Annotated in this window: 15 protein-coding genes; 12 read left to right on the forward strand and 3 right to left on the reverse strand. The window is 64.7% G+C overall.

Annotated features, from left to right (window positions below):
• The first annotated feature begins 28 nt into the window (after positions 1 to 28).
• Positions 29 to 1,198 (forward strand): substrate-binding protein, encoded by a 1,170-nt coding sequence (locus LB566_RS05165; RefSeq protein WP_224623552.1) that lies wholly within the window; start codon positions 29 to 31, stop codon positions 1,196 to 1,198.
• A 94-nt stretch (positions 1,199 to 1,292) separates the two neighbouring features.
• Here LB566_RS05165 and LB566_RS05170 read toward each other — a convergent pair whose 3' ends face one another.
• Together LB566_RS05170 and LB566_RS05175 are read right to left on the reverse strand one after the other, a co-directional pair.
• Complete coding sequence (locus tag LB566_RS05170; RefSeq protein WP_224623553.1) at positions 1,293 to 2,939, reverse strand: acetolactate synthase large subunit; 1,647 nt, start codon at positions 2,937 to 2,939, stop codon at positions 1,293 to 1,295.
• Between the two features lie 141 nt (positions 2,940 to 3,080).
• Positions 3,081 to 3,983: a LysR family transcriptional regulator gene (locus LB566_RS05175; RefSeq protein WP_224623554.1), complete on the reverse strand. Its 903-nt coding sequence runs from the start codon at positions 3,981 to 3,983 to the stop codon at positions 3,081 to 3,083.
• Between the two features lie 102 nt (positions 3,984 to 4,085).
• On the opposite strand from LB566_RS05175, the gene LB566_RS05180 reads away from it, so the two are divergent.
• The 3 genes from LB566_RS05180 (at position 4,086) to LB566_RS05190 (ending at position 6,727) form a co-directional block, all read left to right on the forward strand.
• Positions 4,086 to 5,075, forward strand: coding sequence for a zinc-dependent alcohol dehydrogenase family protein (locus tag LB566_RS05180; protein ID WP_224623555.1), 990 nt, complete (start codon positions 4,086 to 4,088; stop codon positions 5,073 to 5,075).
• Between the two features lie 290 nt (positions 5,076 to 5,365).
• Entirely contained in the window at positions 5,366 to 5,662 is a 297-nt protein-coding gene (locus tag LB566_RS05185) for a zf-TFIIB domain-containing protein (RefSeq protein WP_140497640.1), read from the forward strand.
• Positions 5,663 to 5,737: 75 nt separating this feature from the next.
• Complete coding sequence (locus LB566_RS05190) at positions 5,738 to 6,727, forward strand: Tim44 domain-containing protein (protein WP_224623556.1); 990 nt, start codon at positions 5,738 to 5,740, stop codon at positions 6,725 to 6,727.
• 313 nt (positions 6,728 to 7,040) lie between these two features.
• Here LB566_RS05190 and LB566_RS05195 read toward each other — a convergent pair whose 3' ends face one another.
• Positions 7,041 to 8,138: a lactonase family protein gene (locus LB566_RS05195; protein WP_224623557.1), complete on the reverse strand. Its 1,098-nt coding sequence runs from the start codon at positions 8,136 to 8,138 to the stop codon at positions 7,041 to 7,043.
• A gap of 198 nt (positions 8,139 to 8,336) precedes the next feature.
• On the opposite strand from LB566_RS05195, the gene LB566_RS05200 reads away from it, so the two are divergent.
• The 8 genes from LB566_RS05200 to LB566_RS05235 all read left to right on the forward strand — a co-directional run bounded on the left by LB566_RS05200 (position 8,337) and on the right by LB566_RS05235 (position 15,898).
• Positions 8,337 to 8,888, forward strand: a complete 552-nt coding sequence (locus tag LB566_RS05200; RefSeq protein WP_224623558.1) for a MaoC family dehydratase — start codon at positions 8,337 to 8,339, stop codon at positions 8,886 to 8,888.
• A 2-nt stretch (positions 8,889 to 8,890) separates the two neighbouring features.
• Complete coding sequence (locus tag LB566_RS05205; RefSeq protein ID WP_224623559.1) at positions 8,891 to 10,051, forward strand: CaiB/BaiF CoA transferase family protein; 1,161 nt, start codon at positions 8,891 to 8,893, stop codon at positions 10,049 to 10,051.
• 32 nt (positions 10,052 to 10,083) lie between these two features.
• Complete coding sequence (locus LB566_RS05210; RefSeq protein WP_224623641.1) at positions 10,084 to 11,229, forward strand: ABC transporter substrate-binding protein; 1,146 nt, start codon at positions 10,084 to 10,086, stop codon at positions 11,227 to 11,229.
• A gap of 22 nt (positions 11,230 to 11,251) precedes the next feature.
• The gene (locus tag LB566_RS05215) at positions 11,252 to 12,439 is read left to right on the forward strand and encodes an ABC transporter substrate-binding protein (protein WP_224623560.1); all 1,188 of its coding nucleotides are present in this window, start codon (positions 11,252 to 11,254) and stop codon (positions 12,437 to 12,439) included.
• 71 nt (positions 12,440 to 12,510) lie between these two features.
• Positions 12,511 to 13,248 carry an ATP-binding cassette domain-containing protein gene (locus tag LB566_RS05220; protein WP_224623561.1) on the forward strand — a complete coding sequence of 246 codons (738 nt, stop codon included), beginning with the start codon at positions 12,511 to 12,513 and terminating at the stop codon, positions 13,246 to 13,248.
• Entirely contained in the window at positions 13,241 to 13,981 is a 741-nt protein-coding gene (locus LB566_RS05225) for an ATP-binding cassette domain-containing protein (RefSeq protein ID WP_224623562.1), read from the forward strand. The genes LB566_RS05220 and LB566_RS05225 overlap by 8 nt, the downstream gene beginning before the upstream one ends.
• The gene (locus LB566_RS05230) at positions 13,978 to 14,928 is read left to right on the forward strand and encodes an ABC transporter permease (protein WP_224623563.1); all 951 of its coding nucleotides are present in this window, start codon (positions 13,978 to 13,980) and stop codon (positions 14,926 to 14,928) included. The genes LB566_RS05225 and LB566_RS05230 overlap by 4 nt, the downstream gene beginning before the upstream one ends.
• 1 nt (position 14,929) lies before the next feature.
• Positions 14,930 to 15,898, forward strand: a complete 969-nt coding sequence (locus LB566_RS05235; protein WP_140551255.1) for an ABC transporter permease — start codon at positions 14,930 to 14,932, stop codon at positions 15,896 to 15,898.
• Positions 15,899 to 15,917 lie beyond the last annotated feature (19 nt).

Here is a 15,917-nt window from a genome sequence, read left to right on the forward strand (position 1 = left end):
CGCGCCTGGACTGGAAGGGAACACAACAATGATAAGCAGAAGAACTGTCTTGAAATCCGGCGGCGCCGCGGCTGCCTTCGCCATAGTCGGCGCTCCGGGCATCCTGCGCGCGGCCGACACCGTCAAGATCGGCCTGTCGATCCCGATCACCGGCTTGCAGGCGATACTCGGCGAGACGCTGCTCAATTGCTATAAGCTCGCCGCCGCGGAGCTCAACGCCGCCAATGGCATCGGCGGGCGCCAAGTCGAACTGTTCGTCGAGGACAACCAGACCACGACCAAGGGCTCGATCGACAAGGCGCGCAAGCTCCTCAACGAAGACAAGGTCGACGTGATCATGGGCACGATCATTTCGCCCGAGCGAAGTGCCACGCTGTCGGTGACATCGAAGGCCAAGAAACTGTTCTTCTATCCGACCAATTTCGAGGGCGGCGAGTGCAACCGCTACTTCGTCGCCACCGGTCCGATCCCGATGCAGCAGGTCGACCCGATGATGCCATGGGTGGCGGAGAATCTCGGCAAGACGATCTACATCATGGCTTCAGACTACGCCTGGCCGCAGAAGATGACCGAGGCGATCACGGCCGCCTATGAAAAGGCCGGCGGCAAGATCATCGGCGCAGACTACTATCCGTTCGGCACGACGGATTTCGGTCCCGCCTTCCAGAAAATCAAGTCGCTGAAGCCCGATGTCGTGTGGTCGATGGTGGTCGGCAACGACGCGGTCACGCAGCTCAAGCAGTACCGCAGCTTCGACGTCAAGCAGCCGTTGATCGCGCCGCTCGACGAGGTGTTCAACAAGGACGCGCTGCCGCCCGGCGTGGCGGCCGGAACCTATGCGCCGCAGCCCTATTGGATGGCGCTCGACAACCCGGTCAACAAGAAGTTCATTTCGAGCTTCCGCGAAAAGTTCGGCCAGGAGAAGATGGTCAACGGTATCGGCGAGGCCGGCTACAACGGCCTGCACCTTTACGCGCTTGCCGTCGAAAAAGCTGGGTCGCTGAAGGACGACGACGTGCTCAAGGCACTGCCGACCATCGAGTTCGACGCGCCTCAGGGCAAGATCCGCGTCGACGCCAGCAACAACCACACGCTCTGCCATTCCTATGTCGGCAAGGCGGCGACCGATGGCATCAGCTACGAGATCGTCAAGGACTTTGGCACCATTGCTCCGGTAACGCCCTACTGCAAGCTGTAGGAGTCCCGGCTGCGCGGCATGCGGGTTTGCCCCAGCCGCGCAGCCATCGCACCGAATCTGGTCTTTGCCGGCAACGCCTTGGCGCCGACCGCCGTCAGGTCGCCTGCACCGCCGGCAGCCGCTCACGCAATTCGTCAACAAGCACCCTGATGTTTTCGGAATAGTCGATGGGCACGACGACGAGATGGACGCCGCCGCCGGTGAAGGCCTGTTCCAGCGCCGGCCGGAATTCGGCGATCGCGCCGACCCTGGTTCCCTTGGCGCCATAGGCCTCGGCGTATTTGACGAAGTCGGGATTACCGAAGGTCATGCCGAAATCCGGAAACTCGTCGACCGCCTGTTTCCAGCGGATCATGCCATAGGCGTGGTCCTCGAGCAGCAGGACGACAAGGTTGAGCTTGAGCCGGACGGCGGTCTCCAGTTCCTGGCTGTTCATCATGAAGCCGCCGTCGCCGCAGATGGCCATGACGCGGCGCTGCGGATAGAGCAGTGCCGCCATCATCGCCGACGGCAGCCCCGCGCCCATTGTGGCCAGCGCATTGTCGAGCAGCAGCGTATTTGCCATGCGCGTGCGGTAGTTGCGCGCGAACCAGATCTTGTACATGCCGTTGTCGAGGGCAAGGATTCCGTCGGCCGGCATCACGGAACGCACGTCATGCACGATGCGTTGCGGCGTGAAGCGGTCCTCGGTGGCGCGCGCGGCGATGCGGCTCAGAATGCCTTCGCGCAGCGGCAGCAGGGCCTGCGCGTTGGGGATCTTGCCCTCGATGCGATCCGCCAGCAGCGCCAGCGAAGGGCCGAGGTCGCCAACGATCTCGGTCTGCGGGAAATAGACCTGCTCGACATCGGCGGTTTGATAGCCGACATGGATGACCTTCGGCCCGTTGGCGCCCATGATGAAGGGCGGCTTCTCGACCGTATCGTGACCGATGGTGATGATCAGGTCGGCCTGTTCTATGGCCTCGTGCACGTAGTCGCGTTCCGAAAGGGCCGCCGTTCCCATGTAGAGTTCGGTGCCGCCAGGCACGGTGCCCTTGCCCATCTGCGTGGTGAAATAGGGAATTTGGGTGCGCAGCACGAACTGGGCGACATCAGGCGTGACGCGCGGCCGCGACGCCGCGGCGCCGAACATCAGCAGGGGACGTTTGGCCTCGATGATCATGCGGGCGGCGCGGTCGAGCGCGCCCGCACCGGCCAACGGCAGTTCGACCGGATGCGTCGGCACCAGCGGAACCGGATCGCACTCCGCCGCCGCAATGTCTTCCGGCAGTTCCAGATGCACGGGGCCTGGCCGCTCTTCCTGGGCGACGCGGAAGGCTTCGCGCACCAGCGAGGGGATCATTTTGGGCGAGACGATCTGGCGCGACAGCTTGGTCAGCGGTTTCATCGCCGCGACGATGTCGACGATCTGGAACCGCGCCTGCCTGGACGACAGGATTCCCTTCTGGCCGGTGATCATGATCATCGGCATGGCGCCGAGCAGCGCATAGGCCGAGCCGGTCGTCAGATTGAGCGCGCCGGGGCCGAGCGTGGTGATGCACACACCTGGCTTGCCGGTGAGCCGGCCATACGTGGCTGCCATGAAGGCGGCCGCCTGCTCGTGACGGGTCAGGACGAGCTGGATCGAGGAGCGGCGGATGGATTCGACGATGTCGAGATTCTCCTCGCCCGGAATGCCGAATATCCGGTCGACCCCTTCGTTCTCGAGGGCCGCCACGAACAGATCCGAACCTTTGGTCATCAACCGTCTCTCCTGCAATGTGCCTGCATGCCGCCAGCTTTGCCTGATATGGCACTGGAAAGCGATGCCTCAAAGAGCCGAGGCGCCTCTTCACAAAATGTCCGCGCGATCCCAAACGGGAGTGGTCGCGAGCGCTGGCGATCAAGCCATCCGTTTCGGCAAGGCGGCCGCCAACGCATCGACGGCCAGCCGAACTTTCAGCGGCAAATGGGGCGTCTGCAGCCAAAGGGCGTGGCAGTCATAGAGATATCGCGGCTGGTCCGGCAGGAGCTCGACCAGCGCGCCGGCCTGAATGCGCTCGCGAACCAGCCACCAGGGCAACCAGGCGAGCCCCATGCCCTCGGCCGAAGCGTCGGCGATGGCATCGAGATCGTCGAGCCGCAGCCGGCCGCCGGGCATGATCTCCTGTGCTGGTTGTCCCTCGCGCGGGAACAGCCAAGGCTGAACGGCTTGGCCGAGCCGGCGGTATACGATGGCATGATGATTGGCGAGGTCTTCGATCCGCCGTGGCTCGCCCTGGGTTTTCAGATAGGACGGCGCCGCACAGACAACCATGCCCTGGCGAGCGACGCGGCGCGCGATCACGCCTGCCCTGTCCTCCAGATCGCCGGTTCGGATGGCAAGATCGTAGCCGTCCTCGGCAAGATCGGCGAAGCGGTCGCTGAGCGACAGGTCGAGTTCCAGCATCGGATATTGCCGCGCCAAGTTCAGCAGCACGGGTGTTACGCAGTGGCGGCCGAAATGCGCCGGCATGGTGACGCGCAGCTTGCCGCGCGGTTCCGAGAGCTGGCCGGCGGCGAGTTGATCGGCCGCTTCGGCCTCGGCCAGCACCAGCCGACAGCGGTCGTAATAGGCGCGTCCGAACTCGGTGAGGCTCTGCCGGCGCGTGGTGCGGTTGAGCAGGCGCATGCCGAGGCGCTCCTCCAGAAACCGGACGTGTTTGCCGACCATCGGTGCTGACAGATCGAGTGCGGCCGCGGCCGCCGCGAACGAGCCGAGGTCGACCGCCCTGACGAACACGGCCATGCTCTCAAGCCGATCCATATTCGAAACTCCTGGTTTCTACTGTCCTGCTTCCGATGCCATTTATCCAACTTTGTCTTACGGGCATAGCTCCTTTCGGTTCAGACAATTTGGAGTAACCCAATGGCGCGCGTCGTTCGCTTTCACCAGCATGGTGGGCCCGAGGTCTTGCGGATCGAAAATGTGGACCCTCCCCAAACCGGCCCGGGCGAGGTTCAGATCCGCGTCAAGGCGCTCGGCCTCAATCGCGCCGAGGCGCTGCTGCGCGCGGGCACCTATATCGAGACGCCCACCCTGCCGTCCGGGCTTGGCCTGGAGGCCGCAGGCCTCATCGAAGCGGTCGGCGAAGCTGTGACGGGTCTGGCGCCGGGTGATGCCGTCAGCGTCATCCCGCCACAATCGATGATCCGCTGGCCGGCTTATGGAGAGCTTGTTACCTATCCCGCCGGGCTCGTCGTCAAAAACCCGACATCACTCGACTGGCAGACCGCCGCCGCGATGTGGATGGCGTACCTCACCGCCTATGGCGCGCTGATCGACATCGCCAGGCTGCGCAACGAGGACTTCGTCGTCATCACGGCAGCCTCGAGCAGCGTCGGGCTTGCCGCGATCCAGATCGTCAACAGCTTCGGCGCGACGGCGATCGCGGTGACACGGACCTCGACAAAGAAGCAGGCCCTGCTTGACGCCGGCGCGGCTGAAGTCGTAGTCCTGACCGAGGAGGATCTGGAGACGCGGCTACGCCGGATCGCCGGGCCGCGAGGCGTGCGCATCGTGTTGGACGCGATCGGCGGCCCGATCTTCGAGCCGCTCGCGGCGGCGATGTCCCGTGGTGGCATTCTCATCGAATATGGCGGGTTGAGCCCCGAGCCGACGCCGTTTCCCTTGCCCGCCGTGCTTGGCAAGACATTGACGCTGCGCGGCTACCTCGTCCACGAGATCACCGGCGACCCAGCGAAGCTGGAAGCCGCCAAGGCATTCATCCTCGAAGGGCTGGAGGCCGGCGCGCTGAAGCCTATCATCGACAGGACCTTCCCGTTCGAGCACATCGTCGAGGCGCATCGCTATCTCGAATCGAACGAGCAGTTCGGCAAGATCGTGGTCACGATCTGAGATCGTGGTGACGATCTGAGATCGTGGTGACGGTCTGAGCAGGGACGCCGGGGTCGTGGGCGCAGGCGCGGTACCCAGCGCTCGACGCGCAATGACGTCAGCGATGGGGAACAAATTCGATCCTCGCGGACAATGTCGCCCTTGAAGGCGCCGCTCTGCGTTCCTAATTCTCGCATGCGGGCCGGGCCCCTCTGACTGTCGCATCTCGCGACCGTGATGTCGGACCGCTTTAACGGGCCCGTCCATCCTTTCGGTCAAGCGGGCTCATCTCTTTTGGTTTGGAGCCCCATATGACATCTTCTTCCCTTCTTGGCTTGGTTTGCCCCTCCTGCCGCGTCGCGCTCGTGATGAGCGAACGCCAGGGTATCGAGATCGATTATTGCCCGCAGTGCCGTGGCGTCTGGCTTGACCGAGGCGAACTCGACAAGATCATCGAGCGGTCGGCCAAGGAGGCCTCGCCCGCGCCACAGCCGGCCGCGTTCTCCCAGCCCCAGCATGGCCGGGACCGCGATGACGACTATGCGCGCTCGCAGGGCCACCGCTATCCGAAACGGAAGAAATCGTTCTTCGAAGAGCTGTTCGATTGACCGCACGACGCCCGGTTAGCCGGGTCGGCGTCCGCCGAGAATTTCCGAAACCACATCGATAAAAGGTCCGTCCAGATGACTTCCCGCACAAGCCGATTTGCCGCCCTGTTTGCCGGACTGTTCCTGGCATTCTCAATGGTCGCGATCGATCATGCCGAGGCCCGTCGCGGCGGCAGTTTCGGCAGCCGCGGCATGCGCACGTTCCAATCGGCGCCGCCGACCAGGACCGCTCCGGCGCCGACCGCTCCGGTCGAGCGTTCGATGACACCCAACACCGGCGTGAACACCGCGGCCCGGCAGCCGCAGGCCGGCCCGCAGAGGCCCGGCTTCATGAGCGGCTTCGGTGGGACAATGATGCGCGGCCTGCTGATCGGGGGCCTGATCGGGCTGCTCCTGGGCCAAGGCTTCGGCGGGCTGGCCGGCATGTTCGGTTTCCTGCTGCAGGCCGTGCTGATCGGTGGCGCCATCATGCTGGCAATCAGGTTCTTCCGGTCGCAATCCGCGCGTGGCCCCGCCCCTGCGCTCGCCGGCGCCGGCAATGCCTCGCGATTTGAAAACCGCGCCGCCGGACAGAGCGATGCGAACAATGCGCGTTCCTTCACGATTCCCGGCTTTGGCGGCGGTTCAGGCGGAGGCTCCGCGGCGGCCGCCGGTTCCGATGAGATCCGGCTCGCCCAGGCCGACCTCGACGCATTCCAGCAGCTGTTGAGCGATGTCCAGGAAGCGTTCGGGCGTGAAGATCATGCCGCCTTGCGGCGTGCGCTGACGCCCGAAATGGTGTCCTTTTTGTCGGAAGAGCTGGCCGACAATGCGAAAAGGGGCCTCAGGAACGAGGTGTCCGACGTCACCCTCCTGGAGGCCGACATCGCGGAAAGCTGGCGCGAGGATGACCGCGACTATGCCACGGCCGCACTGCGTTACGAATCGCGCGACGTGATGCGCGAACGGGCCAGCGGCAAGGTCGTCGAGGGCGACGAGGATCATCCCACGGAGACGACGGAGCTGTGGACCTTCACGCGTCAGAATGGCTCGAGCTGGAAGCTCTCGGCAATACAACAGGCCTGAGCTCCAGAGTGTGAACTCGAGTTGACAAAGGCGGCCTGACGACGGCCGGTCCGGCTGTGCCAGCAGCCTTCCATAGCCCGCAACTGCTCAAGATAGGAATTTTTTCTTGACTGGGTGCAGGCAGCTATGGTAGATATTTATCTATGGTGCTGAGTTGCGCCAGGAACCCGCCGCGCAGGCGGGTTTTTTCGTTCAAGGCTCCGTCAACAGCTCCGGCGAAGGGTCCGAGCGATCCATCAGCTCGGATTTGTTGCCTTGGCCTGAGCTCCGGCCCGTTTCAGTCCGAGGTTTCGATGCCGATGTTGCGCACGATTCACCGCACGATCTTGACGCACATCGGCGTGCCGATCTCGATGGCACGGCCGGTGTCGGTCAGCCCGCCACTCTCGGCGTCGCGCGCGAAGATCGATATGCGGTCTGCATTCTGGTTGGCCGAGAACAGATGGCCGCCTGACGGCGTCAGCGCCAGGTTGCGCGGCGTGGCGCCCCCGCAAGGGACATAGCCGAGGAGGCTCAGTGCACCACTTTGCTGGTCGACGGCCATGATGACCACGCTGTCATGGCCTCGGTTGGAGCCGTAGAGGAAGCGGCCGTCGGGCGAGATCTGGATATCGGCGCAGTGATTGGCCTGGCGCGCCTCGGCAGGAACGGCCGGCCTGGCGTCGATGATCGAGAGCTTGCCGCTTGCCTCGTCCAGCGCCATCGACACGATGGTCGAATCCAGCTCGTTCATGACGAAGACGAAACGGCCATTCGGATGCAAGGCGAGATGGCGCGGACCGGCGCCCGGCGGCAAAGCGGATTCGGCCAGTTTGGTCAGATTGCCATCGTGCTCGATCCGGTAGGACACCAGCCGGTCGATGCCGAGATCGGCGACGATGGCCGTTCCGCCGGCGATGGTTTCGGTGACGCTATGGGCATGCGAGCGCTCCTGCCGGGCCGCGTTCGGGCCGGTGCCCTTGTGCGAAACGCTGGCCAGAGGAGCCGACAAGGCGCCATCCCTGTCGAAGCCATAGACCGCGACTGCGCGATCCGGACCGCCCTCGCCCATGCCGTAATTGGCGACCAGCAGCTTCGTGCCATCGCGGCTGATGGTGTTATGCGCGGTGATGCTGCCGAGCGACGGCTGCTTGTTCAGGTAAGTGAGCGTGCCCGAGGCGCGGTCGAAGCCGTAGGCAGAAACCGTTCCTTCTCGCCAGGCGAAGACTTCCGAATTGGCGTAGAGGCGCGAACCGTCCGGCGTCACCGACAGGAAGGTCGGATTGTCGATGTCACCGGTCTCGGCCAGTTTGCGTGTTTCCAGCGTCTCCTCGTCGAAACTGTAGACGCCGAGACCGACGCCGCGTGCGCCTTGGAAATAGGGCGCCTCCCGGTTCAGGCTGCCGACAAAGACCAGACAGGCATCGCGCATGTTTTCCTCCCTGTTCCGCCGGGCTCGAGCGCAGCGGAACAGCCAAAATTTCGCCTGTCCTCGCTTGCAACGCAACCCCATATGTGAAAATAGTATTTACAAAAGAAGATTGACGGGAGGAGACGTCGTGCAATCTGGCGCCTTGACGCGTGTTCCGAAACTTGTGCCGTGCCTCGCGCAGGGCTTCCGGAGCCAGCGATGAACGACTTCGCACCGACCGTCGGCGTCGCCTCGACGCACCCGGCCAACATGCCCGAGGCGCATGCCGCCCTGCCGGTTTGGAACGCCGAGAACTGGTTCTACGAGGACTGGCCGGTTGGCCAGAAGATCCGCTCGTTGCGCCGCACCATGGCGGAGGGCGACAGCCACCTCTTCAACACGCTGGTGCTCGACATCCATCCTTACGTGCAGGACCAGATATTTGCCGAGACAGAGGGCATTTTCGGCAAGAGGCTGGTGGCGGGCGCCTTCGTCTTCTCGGCTGGCTTGGGGCTCGTCGCAACCAACTGCGTCAATGCGTTTTCCTATGGCTACGACAAGCTCCGCTTCATAAAGCCCGTCTTCATCGGCGATACGATCTATTCGATCCGCTCCAACCTCGACAAGACGCCGCGCTACAAGGAAATGGGGCTGATCCGCGCCAGCTACGAGGTGTTCAAGGGCGAAGGCGAACTCGTTCTCTATTGCGAGCATCTGCAGACGGTGAAGTACCGCAACCCTGCCGATTTCGTCGGCAAGACGGAGAAGTAGAAATGCCGGCAGCAGCCGAATTGCCGCTTGCCGGTCTCGTCGTCGTCGACATGAGCCAGTTCCTCTCCGGGCCTTACTGCTCGCTCAGGCTGCTGGATCTCGGCGCCCGCGTCATCAAGATCGAGCGTCCGGACGGCGGCGACCTGTCGCGCCGGCTCTATCTCAGCGACACCGAGATCGGCGGCGATTCCACCATCTTCCATGCCATCAACCGGGCGAAGGAAAGCCTCGCCATCGATCTCAAGGACGAGGCGGATCTCAAGGCGTTGCGCGGACTGCTGGGCAAGGCCGACGTGCTGATCCAGAATTTCAGGCCGGGTGTCATCGAACGGCTCGGCCTCGACTACGAGGCGGTCCGCAAGGTCAACCCGCGCCTGGTCTATGCCTCGATCAGCGGCTATGGCGAGGAAGGCCCATGGGTCAAGCGGCCCGGCCAGGACCTGTTGGCGCAGGCGCGCTCCGGGGTGATGTGGCTGAACGGCGACGAGGACCAGGGGCCGGTGCCGTTCGGGCTTGCCATCGGCGACATGCTGGCGGGCGCGGCATGCGCGCAAGGCATACTGGCCGCCCTTGTGCGGCGCGGCATCACCGGCCAGGGCAGCCATATCGAAACCAGCCTCTTGGAAGCGCTGGTCGACTTCCAGTTCGAGGTACTGACCACGCATCTCAATGACGGCCGCCGTTTGCCGCGCCGCTCCAGCTTCCGCAGCGCGCATGCCTATCTGTCGGCGCCTTACGGCGTCTATCCCGCCAAGGACGGGTACCTCGCCATCGCCATGACGCCGATCCCGAAGCTCGCCGACCTGCTGTCGCTGGAGGAACTGGCGCCCTACCGCGACGAGCCGGCATCGTGGTTCACCGCGCGCGACGACATCAAGGCGATCATCGCGCAGAGGATCGCCACCAGGACGGTCGACGAGTGGCTGGCCATTCTCGAACCCGCCGACATCTGGTGCGCCAAGGTGCTGACGTGGCCGGAAATGTTGGCAAGCGGAGGGTTCCAGTCGCTCGACATGCTGCAGACGGTGACGCGCGAGGACGATGTCTCGATCCTCACCACCAGCTCGCCGCTCAGGGTCGACGGCATCAGGGCCAAGGTCGATCGGGCAGCACCGCGCATCGGCGAGCATAGCGCCGCGATCCGCGAGGAGTTCGGCCTGTGACCACGCGCTTCCTCAAACCCACGCTCAGGGGCATGACCTGGAACCATCCGCGCGGCTATGATCCGATGGTCGCCTGCTCGTCGCTGTGGAAGCAGAAAACCGGCATTGCCGTCGAATGGGACAAGCGTTCGCTGCAGGACTTCGAGTCCTTCCCGGTCGAGGAACTGGCGCGCGCCTATGACCTGATCGTCATCGATCATCCGCATGTCGGCCAGATCACAGCCGAACGCTGCCTGGAGCCGCTCGATGTCGCCGGCCGCGAGGCGGAACGCGCAGCCCTTTCCTCCGGTAGCGTCGGCCAGTCCTATCCGAGTTATACATGGCAAGGACGGCAGTGGGCGTTCCCCATCGATGCGGCGACGCAGGTGCAGGCATGGCGACCCGATGCGCTCGAGGCACCGCCATCGCGATGGAGCGAAGTGCTCGATCTCGCCCGGCAGGGACGCGTGCTGCTGCCGTTGCGGCCACCGCATTCGATGATGGTGTTCTTCACGCTCGCTGGCAATCTCGGGCATGCTTGCGCGACCGACCCATCGCGCGATCTCATCGACGGCGAGGCCGGCAGCGAGGTCTTCGAGACAATGCGAGAGATCGCCGCGCTGGTCGACCCCGCCTGCCTCGAGATGGACCCGATCGCCGTCTCGGAGCGGATGGGTGAGGCCGGATCCCCGATCGCCTGCTCGCCGCTGATCTATGGCTACGTTTCCTATGCGATGGCCGGGTTTCGCCCACATCGCCTGGCTTTTGGCGACATCCCTGTTGTCGGCGCCAGCGGCCCGGTTGGCACGGCGCTTGGCGGCACAGGCATAGCCGTGTCGGCCTTCTCGAAGGCGAAAGAGGCGGCAACCGATTTCGCCTACTGGCTCGCCAGCGGCGAGGTCCAGCGGGGCCCCTATGCCGCGGCCGGCGGCCAGCCCGGCCATGCCGCGGCCTGGGAGGATCAGGCCGTCAATGCGGCGACCGGCAATTTCTATCGCGATACGCGCGCGACCCTGGAGGGCGCATGGGTGCGGCCTCGCCATGATGGTTACATGGCGTTCCAGCAGGCCGCGTCCGACCGCGTCAATTCCGGCATCACCTCAGGGCATCGTTCCAGCCAGGTCATTGCCGATCTCAATCGCCTGTTTCGGCAGAGCGCCCCGACGCAGGCGACCGGCACTGCCGGTGGAGGAGCCTGAAGAAATCGAACGGAGGAGACAAATGAAAAGCCTGATCCGCGGCCTTGTGGCCGCAACCGCCTTCGCCTCACTCGCAACGACCGCGCTTGCCGAAGACGTGCAAGGCGTCATCAGCGGGCTGCCCGATGAACTCAAGGCGCAATATGACGGCGCGCCGCAGAAGGTTCTGCCATCGGCCTGGGACAATTTCACCCCGCCGCCCAAGCCATGGAAATGGTGCCATTCGGAATCCTACCAGGGCAACCCCTGGCGGGTCACCGTCACCAAGGAGCTGAAGCGCCTGGTCGACGGACTGATCGCCGACGGCACCGTCTCCAGCTTCGAAGTGTCGGATTCCAACAACGACGCCAGCCAGCAGATCAACCAGATCCGCGCCTTCATCGACAAGAAGTGCTCGATCATCACCTCGATCCCGGGCTCGGCAACAGCGCTCGACGACGCCATCGATGCCGCCGCCAAGGCCGGCATCCCATTCATCACCGCCGCCGGTTCGGTGACCAGCCCGAACGCGATCAATGTCGATTCCAACTATGCGCGCTGGGGCTACGACATGATGACGGCGATCGGCAAGGCCGAGCCTGATGGCGCCAGCATCCTGCTGGTCGAGGGCATCGCCGGCCACCCGATCGTGGTTCAGGAGCGCCAGGGCGCCGACAAGGCGTTGGCGGAGAACCCCAAGCTGAAGGTCTCGCGCACGGTCAACGGCAATTGGACGGCCAATGTCACCAAGACGGTCGTGCTGCAGGCGATCGCCACCAACCCGGCCCCGATCGATGCGGTATGGACGACAGGCAGCGAAAGCCGCGTCGTCGCGGAAGCCTTCGCCGAAGCCGGCCGGCCGGCGCCGCTGATCACCGGTTCGATCACCGGCGATGCCCTGGGCTACTGGAAGGCCAACCCCGACAAGTACCGCTTCGAAGGCCATGCCGTGCTGCCGCACTGGACCGCCGAAACGTTGTTTCGCGTCGGCGAACGCATGCTCGACGGCCAGAAGCCGAAGCTGAACACGCTGCTCATTCCGATTCCGCCGGTCCACAACGCCGATCTCGGCCAATGGTACAAGGACTGCATGACGACGGATGCCGTATCGATCTTCCCGGTGCCGCCCAAGGATCCGATGCCGGAAGAATGGCTCGACGCCTATTTCTCCAACCCGGCGCCGACCAAGGGATGGGATTACTCGAAAGTACCTGACGCCTGCGCGAAGTGACGCCTGGGCCAGATAGGACCTCGACAAGCCGGCTCTTTCGGAGGGCCGGCTTGCCAGCTTTGAAACTCGACATGCTTGAAATCAGAAACATATCCAAACGCTATGGCGAGACGGTCGCGCTTGCGGACGCTTCGATCGCGTTCCGGGCGGGGACGATCCACACCATCCTGGGCGAGAACGGCTCGGGCAAGAGCACCATGGTCAAGCTGTTGTCCGGCATCGTTCAGCCAGACAGCGGCGCGGTCCTGCTGCAAGGCAGGCCGTTTTCGGGCGGAATCCCCTCGGCCTTCCAGGCGCAAGGCTTCGCCACGGTCTTCCAGGAAGTGCTGATCGCGCCGGACCGCAGCGTCACCGACAACATCCTGCTTGGCCTCGACGGCCTGGTCCGGCGCGCGGTTCCCCGCAACGAGCGGCGCGACAGGGCAGCCGCCGCGCTCAAACGTTTCGCCGTCACCTACGTGCCGCTCGACATGCCCGCCGGGCAGTTGCCGCTCGCAGCGCAGCAACTCGTCGTTCTTGCCCGTGCGGTCGTGCGCAATCCAAAGATCCTGATACTCGACGAAGTGACCGCAGCACTCGACTTCGCCGACCGCGAATCGGTTTTTTCGCTGATGCGCAGGCTTGCCGGCGATGGCTGCCTGATCCTGTTCATCACGCACCGCATGGACGAGGTGACGTCGCTTTCGGATCGCATCTCCATCCTTCGCGGCGGCAGCGTGGTGCGCACCGAGGAGCGCGGCGCCTCAACGCCGGCGGAACTTCTCAAGGCGATGGCGCCACGCACCGCCGCGGAGCTGGCGCATGGCTGATCGCGCCGCCCTCACCATCCGCGACCTCGTCATCGCACCGGGCGCCAGCCCGATCATGCAGCGAATAGCTCCCGGGGAGATCGTTGGGCTCGCCGGCCTGGATGGCCATGGCCAGGAGCTTTTCCTCGAAATGCTCGCCGGCCTCGTCGCACCGCTTGGCGGTTCGATCACCCTCGATCTGCCCGGCGCATCCCGCGCCATCACCGGCTTTCGCAAGGCCGTATCGAGCGGCATCGCCTATCTTCCGCGCGGGCGTGCCAATGGCATTTTCCCGACCCAGTCGGTGCTCGACAATTTCGCCGTCTCGACGCTGTCGCGCGACACCCGCCTCGGCCTGATCAGCCCGGCGGCGCGCAAGGCGCGCTACGAGGCCTATCGCGAAAGGCTGTCGATATCAGCGCCCCGGCCCGACGCGCCGATCACCACCCTGTCTGGCGGCAACCAGCAGAAGGTGCTTTTGGCGCGAGCCCTGGCGCTGGACCCCGCAATGTTGCTTCTCAACGACCCGACGCGCGGCGTCGACGTGGCGACCCGGCATGTCCTCTACGACGTCTTTCGCGGGCTGGCTTCCGACGGCATGGGGCTCGTCATCCTGTCCAGCGAGATCGAGGAGATCCTTCTTCTCTGCCATCGCGTGCTGGTGTTCCGCGAAAATGAAGTCGCGGCGGAAATCGCCGGCCAGGCGATGACCACCGGGAACGTGATCGCAGCCATGTTCGGACGCGCAGCATGAGACCCTTTGCACGCCTGTTGTCCTTCGGGCGAAGCGTCGGCTTCGCCGTCGTGCTGCTGATCGTCCTGCTGGTGGTCAACCTGATGCTGAGCCCGGCACGGTTCCAGCCGGGCTCCTGGGGTGCGCTGGTTGGGCTGGCGGCGCCGCTGATCGGCGCGGCCATCGCCTCGACCCCGGTTATCCTCGCCGGGCGCGGCGGCATCGATATTTCGGTCGGGCCGCTGATGGGCTTCGTCAACGCCATCGTGATCCAGGTGCTGTTTCTGCGCGCCGGAATATCCTCGCCGCTGGTGCTTGTTCCGGCGGCGCTACTCATCGGGGCGCTGGTCGGGGCGGCGAACGGGTTCCTGGCGACAATCGTGCGCATCCAGCCGATCGTAGCCACGCTCGGCACCTATCTGATCCTGACCGGGGTGACGCTGACCATCCTGCCGGCGCCGATCGGCCCGGCGCCGGGCTGGCTGAAAGCCCTGGCAGGCCCGTTCTCGCTTCTGCCGCTGGCCTTGATGTTGCTTTTCTGGTGGCTGGTGCGGCGCAGCCCCTATTACGACCAACTGATGGCTGTCGGCAGCGATGATCGCGCCGCCTACACGGCCGGCGTCGACGTCACGCTCGTGCGCTTCATCGCCTATGTCATGACCGGCATCCTTGCCGGCTGCGCCGGACTGATGCTGACCGCGCTGATCGGTTCGGCCGATCCCAACATCGGCCCGACCTACACGCTGATCGCCATTGCGGCTGTCGCGCTTGGCGGTGTCAGTCTTGCCGGCGGCCGTGGTGGCGTTGCGGGTGCTGCGATCGGCGCTGTCGACATCTTCCTGCTGCAGAGCGTGCTGACGACGTTCAACGTCTCGACCTTCGTGCTGCAGATCGCCTACGGCGCCATACTGGTGCTGGCGGTGATGCTGACCGCGCTGCAGGAACGCTTTGCCATCGGGAGGCGCTGACATGGCTGGTCGAAATCTATTCGCGACAACCAATGCCCGTGTCGTCGGCGCCTTCTGTGTTGCCGCCCTTCTGCATCTTGCCGGCACCATCCTCATTCCGGGTTACTCCAGCCCGTTTGCGGTGCGCGCCATGCTGGTGCTTGCCTCGCTGCTCGCCGTCGCCTCGATCGGGCAGACGCTGGTCGTCATCATGGGCGGCATCGACCTGTCGATCCCCTTCGTCATCGGCTTTGCCAATGTCGTGGCCGCGCAACTCTACGGCGATGGCTGGAATTTTGTCCTGGTCTGCGGCCTCGTCGGCGTGCTGGCGATCCTGATCGGTGGCCTCAACGGGCTGATCGCGCGCAGCCTCGACATCCAGCCGCTCATCGTCACGCTCGGCATCGGCATGGTCGTGCAAGGGCTGGTGCTCTTGTGGACAGCCGGCTTCCCTTCAGGCTCCGCGCCGCAAGCGGTTTCGAGCTTCGTGTCGATCGGCGGATCGGCCGGGCCGCTGCCGGTTCCATGGCTGGTGCCCTGCCTTGTCGTGCTGGCGGCGCTCGTCGTCCTGGTGCTGGAGCGGACGCCCTATGGACGCCGGCTCTACGCACTCGGCAGCAATCCGGGTGCCGCGCCGCTGGCGCTGATCGATCCCGTCCGCATGTGGGTGATCACCTATGCGGCAAGCGCCTTCTTCGCCGCGGTGGCGGGCGTGCTGCTGCTCGGCTTCACCGGCTCGGCCTATGGCGATGTCGGGCAGCCCTACCTGTTCCAGACCATCGCGGCCGTGGTCGTCGGTGGCGCCGCGCTGGTCGGCGGGCGCGGCAGCTATCTCGGGACCATCGCCGGCGTGCTGGTGCTGACCGAGATCAACACGCTGCTGATCGGGCTCGGCTTCCAGCCCTCGGCCGTGCAGGCAGCACTCGGCTTCATCATCGTGCTGCTGGTTTCGCTCTACGGCCGCGAACGGCACGTTTCGGCGACGATCTGAAGAACCCCAAGCAGAGCCG

The sequence above is a fragment of the Mesorhizobium sp. CA13 genome (assembly GCF_020165235.1).
Taxonomy (GTDB): domain Bacteria; phylum Pseudomonadota; class Alphaproteobacteria; order Rhizobiales; family Rhizobiaceae; genus Mesorhizobium.